This is a genomic window from Arthrobacter agilis (assembly GCF_002953615.1).
GTDB classification, from domain to species: Bacteria; Actinomycetota; Actinomycetes; order Actinomycetales; family Micrococcaceae; genus Arthrobacter_D; species Arthrobacter_D agilis_B.
Map to the genome: position 1 here is coordinate 110,355 of NZ_CP024915.1, position 3,696 is coordinate 114,050.

The following is a 3,696-nucleotide window of genomic DNA, read 5'->3' on the forward strand; positions in this document are numbered from 1 at the left end:
GGGGCGGTCATCGGCCAGGGCACGGTCCTCCAGGTCGCGGACGCACCACCGCAGTTCTGCCTCGGCGGCGTGATGGAGTCCTACCCGCCCCAGTGCAGCGGACCCCCGATCGAGAACTGGGACTGGTCCCTGGCGCCGCAGTCCGAGTCGGCGTCGGGCGTGACCTAGGGCGCGTATGCGGTGACGGGCACCTGGAACGGCGCGGTGTTCACGCGGACCGGAGAGCCGATCCCCCTGTCCCTCTATGACGCCCTGCCCGTCGAGGACCCGCGTCTCGCCGAGGGTCGGCAGGGCCCTGCGAGCCCGGACGAGCTCGAGCGGATCCAGCAGGAGATCCTCGGGACCGGTGGGTTGCCCGTACTGGGTGGTGACCTGCACGACGGTTACCTCACGGTGACGGTGGTGTACGACGACGGCTCCGTCCAGACGCGGATGGACGCCGAGTACGGGGCGGATGTCGTCGTCGTGCTGTCCGCACTGCGGCCGCCTGCGTGACCGGACCGCCCAGCATCGGGGCGCGGGGTCGTCCAGTGCAGAAAAAGTCCTGCACGAAGCGCCACCCGGGTGCCAGAATGGACGGAGCAAGGATGCCCGGCAGGCGCCGGAGCTTCCATGGGCGGTCAGGAAGCCGGCTGCCGGAGGAACCCTGCCGCGCTGCCCGTCGGGTGGTGGACACCGAGCGGCTTCCCGCCCCCGTCCGGGCCGCCCGAAGGAATCCCCCTATGCAAGGCTTGTGTACCGCCACCGCGATGAGGCACGCGGACCTGTCCCTGGCGATCGTCTGGGACCACTTCCTGAACATGGGAGGTTCGATCGGCCGGTTCGAGGTCGATGCCTACCTCCACGGTTTGATGGTCCTGCCGGCCGACGATCGCGACTGCGTCTCCCAGGCCGTCAACGAACTGATCGACGACCTGGCGATGTTCGGTTCCGACTCCTGCTGCCGCGCCCCCTACAGCGGCTCCGGCCCAGCGGGCGTCCACACCTTCCGGACCTGCTCGGCGACGGCACGCGGGCGGGCGGTCGCCGCCGTCGAGGGCACCAACCGGCCTACCGGTCCTGCAGGGCGTCGAGCGCAACAGCCATCGCCGCAGCAACCCGCCCGTCAAGCCGTGCGCCGGGAACGGTGACCAGGTACCTGTCGCGGAGGGACTGGCCGCGCTCCGAGCTCAGCAGGAGCGTGCCCGCCGGATCCAGGAAGTCGAAGTGGAACCTGAACGGTGACGGCAGGGAGTCGAGGACCGGCAGCATCTCCCAGAGCCGCCGGCCGAGGGCCACCCCGACGCTGCGCTCGCTGCCCGTCGCCTGGATGCCGGAGGCCTCGAGGTGCCAGGTGGAGCGCAGCAGGGATGCGCCGAAGTCCTTGCGGAAGCTGCCGATGGGCCGCCCGTCCGCGTCCAGGACGTCATAGGTCGCGCCGATGTCCAGCCGCTGCCGGGCCCGGAAGGAGAACAGGGGAAGCCGCCGCGACTCGTCCTGGTAGAAGTTGACCTGCTCCCTGAAGGCGGCGCGCTTCTGCTGGGCGAAGGCCAGCAGGTCGCCGGGACGGCCGTCCGCACCGGCCGTCCGTATCTCGTAGCGGTTCACCAGAAAGGTCACCTTCTGCGTGACCGTGAAGCGCTCCACGCCGTATGCCAGATCCATGCCGCCCTGTCCTCGTCGGTCCGGGTCCCGCACGGGTGGCGGGACGGGTCCTCCGAGACTAACCAGTGGTGCGCCGGTGCACGTCGTCCCCAGGGTGGACACGCCCGTCGGCGCCAGGGGTGCGGTGCGGGTCCAGCGGCCGGCGTCCGACGACGACGGTGGCGCCGGTCTCCTCGAGGGTGCAGGACCACGCCTGGTAACCCCCGTCCTCGAGCAGGCGCACGCAGTGCTGCTCCTGGTCCTCCCCGACCTCGAACAGCAGGTGTCCACCCGGTGCCAGCCACTGCCGGGCCTCCCGGACGACCCTCCGCTGGACCGCCATGCCGTCGCGTCCGCCGTCGAGGCTGGCCAGGGGTTCGTGCACCCTCGCCTCGGCCGGCAGGGTCTGCACCCGCGCGGACGGCACGTAGGGGGAATTGCAGAGCAGGGTGTCGACGGAGCCCTTCAGGGTCAGGGGAAGCGGATCGAACAGGTTGCCCACGTAGAGCGCCGCGTCCCAGCGGGCGAGATTGCGGCGAGCCAGGTCGACGGCGGCACACGAGATGTCGGCTGCGTGCAGGCGCACGCCCCCGACGGCGTCGGCGAGCGCGGCCCCGAGCGCCCCGCACCCGCAGCAGAGGTCGAGGACCGTAGCGCCGGCCGCCGTCAGCTCGACGGCGCACGCCACGAGGAACGCGGACCGCTGGCGCGGCACGAACACGCCCGGGCCCACCTCCAGCCTCAGCCCCCGGAAGTCCACCCAGCCCAGGATGTGCTCGAGCGGGAAGCCGGCCAGGCGCTTGTCCAGCATGGCTGCCAGGACCTCGTCCGTTGCACCGCTCCCGGCGAGCAGGCGGGCCTCGTCCTCCGCGAACACGCATCCTGCCGAGCGCAGCCGCACCGTCAGTTCCGCCTCGGTGGGGCGGGTTCCGACGGGGGTCGGGGCGGAGTGCTGCATGGAACGGCCCTTCGGCGGAGGCGGCCTGGCACCACGAGGATAACGGGGATCAGGTGTCGGTGTCGCTGTGTGCCATCGCCACGGGCTTGGACTCCACGCTGCCCCGCTCGCGCAGGTAGACCGAGGCGCCCACCATCACGGCGATGACCATGAATTCGCTCTGCCAGTTCTGGAACGACTCGAACCAGAACCTCGAGGTTGCCAGATAGCCGAGCACCGACACCCCGGGCTGCCCGTGGCTTGCCTGCTCGTCGTTGTACGCCTCGCTGCCGCCGACCGCGTGCAGGAGGAAGGATGCCGCGAAGAGTGCGAAGAACAGGATGGACAGCGAGTGTTCATAGAGCGTGAGGGCCAGTCCTCCGCGCCGGACGGGCCACGGGGCGTCCTTGTCGCCTGCCGCATCCTGCGGGTCGTCGTCCTGCGGTTCGTGCTTGTCCGGCAGCTTCGATTCCGAGGAACCCCGCTGGAAGAGGTAGGCCGTGAGCACCACGTACATGCCCATCTGGAGGAACTCCGACTCCCAGTTCTCGAAGGTCGCCTCGAGGAAATCACCCGTCGCGAGGAATCCGGCCGGTGTCACGGTCGGTTCGCCGTGCGTGAGTTGTTCCTCGTTGTAGTGGAGCACCCCACTGAGCACCATCCCGACGAAGGAGAACAGGAACAGTGCGAGGTTCGCGAGCAGGAGCCCGTGATCCCTCATCCAATGCTTCATCGTGGCACCCGTCCTTCCGATCGATCCCGCGCAGTCCGCGTCACTTCAACGCTAGGAAAGGCGGCGACGGGGCGGCAAGCGGAACCCGGGCGGCATCCGCGGTTGCATCGGCGCCGTTCCCGTGGGCTCCGGCTGGTGTCTTCCCGGGGAGGGCGGCGCCAGGGATAGTCTGACGGCATGCAACGCGTCGCGGTGATCTCGGACCTGCACGGGAACGTCACCGCCTTCACGGCCGTCCTGGAGGACCTCCGGCGGCGCGGCATCACCACCGTCTACAACCTGGGTGATGTGGCAGGGAAGGGGCCGCGCGGTTCCGAGTGCGTGCGCCTGAGCCGGCTGCACTGCGCCGTGACGGTGCGTGGGAACTGGGACGACTTCCTGCCGAGCGGGACGCCCGAGTGGC

The 3,696-nt window shown here is 70.2% G+C and carries 5 protein-coding genes; 2 read left to right on the top strand and 3 right to left on the bottom strand.

Features of this window, described 5'->3' with window-relative positions; translation table 11 throughout:
* The first annotated feature begins 180 nt into the window (after positions 1–180).
* Positions 181–495 carry a hypothetical protein gene (locus tag CVO76_RS00525; RefSeq protein WP_208740313.1) on the top strand — a complete coding sequence of 105 codons (315 nt, stop codon included), beginning with the start codon at positions 181–183 and terminating at the stop codon, positions 493–495.
* A gap of 555 nt (positions 496–1,050) precedes the next feature.
* On the opposite strand, the gene CVO76_RS00530 is transcribed toward CVO76_RS00525, so the two are convergent.
* From CVO76_RS00530 to CVO76_RS00540, 3 genes are read right to left on the bottom strand one after another with little or no spacing between them, the layout of a single operon-like run.
* Complete coding sequence (locus tag CVO76_RS00530; RefSeq protein ID WP_208740314.1) at positions 1,051–1,644, bottom strand: hypothetical protein; 594 nt, start codon at positions 1,642–1,644, stop codon at positions 1,051–1,053.
* 58 nt (positions 1,645–1,702) lie between these two features.
* Entirely contained in the window at positions 1,703–2,581 is an 879-nt protein-coding gene (locus CVO76_RS00535) for a putative protein N(5)-glutamine methyltransferase (protein WP_208740315.1), read from the bottom strand.
* A 49-nt stretch (positions 2,582–2,630) separates the two neighbouring features.
* Positions 2,631–3,293, bottom strand: a complete 663-nt coding sequence (locus tag CVO76_RS00540; RefSeq protein WP_208740316.1) for a DUF6766 family protein — start codon at positions 3,291–3,293, stop codon at positions 2,631–2,633.
* 177 nt (positions 3,294–3,470) lie between these two features.
* Between CVO76_RS00540 and CVO76_RS00545 the strand changes: the two genes are divergently transcribed.
* Positions 3,471–3,696: metallophosphoesterase family protein (locus tag CVO76_RS00545; RefSeq protein WP_208740317.1), on the top strand; the 226-nt coding region annotated here is incomplete at its 3' end.

Coding starts and splice junctions, on each gene's coding strand:
- CVO76_RS00530 (WP_208740314.1), bottom strand. CDS start 1,644: ATGGATCTGGCATACGGCGTGGAGCGCTTCACGGTCACGCAGAAGGTG.
- CVO76_RS00540 (WP_208740316.1), bottom strand. CDS start 3,293: ATGAAGCATTGGATGAGGGATCACGGGCTCCTGCTCGCGAACCTCGCA.
- CVO76_RS00535 (WP_208740315.1), bottom strand. CDS start 2,581: ATGCAGCACTCCGCCCCGACCCCCGTCGGAACCCGCCCCACCGAGGCG.